This window comes from Pseudoalteromonas aliena (assembly GCF_038155085.1).
GTDB lineage: Bacteria > Pseudomonadota > Gammaproteobacteria > Enterobacterales > Alteromonadaceae > Pseudoalteromonas > Pseudoalteromonas aliena_A.
The window spans coordinates 1-216 of the sequence record NZ_JBAKAU010000216.1; the positions used below are offsets into that span (position 1 = coordinate 1).

A 216-nucleotide genomic window follows, 5' to 3' on the forward strand; every position below is an offset into this window, starting at 1 on the left:
CTTGCACTGGTATGGGCGCGCATTACAGAGGTTAAACCTGCTCCAAAGGAGGCTTATGTATGGAAGGGCATATACAATAAGCTTAAACTACTCGAAACATAATGCATAACAATTAGTTACTCTTTTTTTATTAAAAAGTTAATTCTTTCCCCCAAGGTGTTAACAAATGTATCTGAATAATTTAGAATGCCCAGCCTAAGTTGCTCCTTATTAGTT

Annotated in this window: 1 protein-coding gene; it reads left to right on the top strand. The window is 36.1% G+C overall.

Annotation, left to right across the window (positions count from 1 at the left end; all coding sequences use genetic code 11):
- Nucleotides 1-6: 6 nt before the first annotated feature.
- Nucleotides 7-102 carry a DUF3470 domain-containing protein gene (locus V6260_RS19140; protein ID WP_341595615.1) on the top strand — a complete coding sequence of 32 codons (96 nt, stop codon included), beginning with the start codon at nt 7-9 and terminating at the stop codon, nt 100-102.
- Nucleotides 103-216 lie beyond the last annotated feature (114 nt).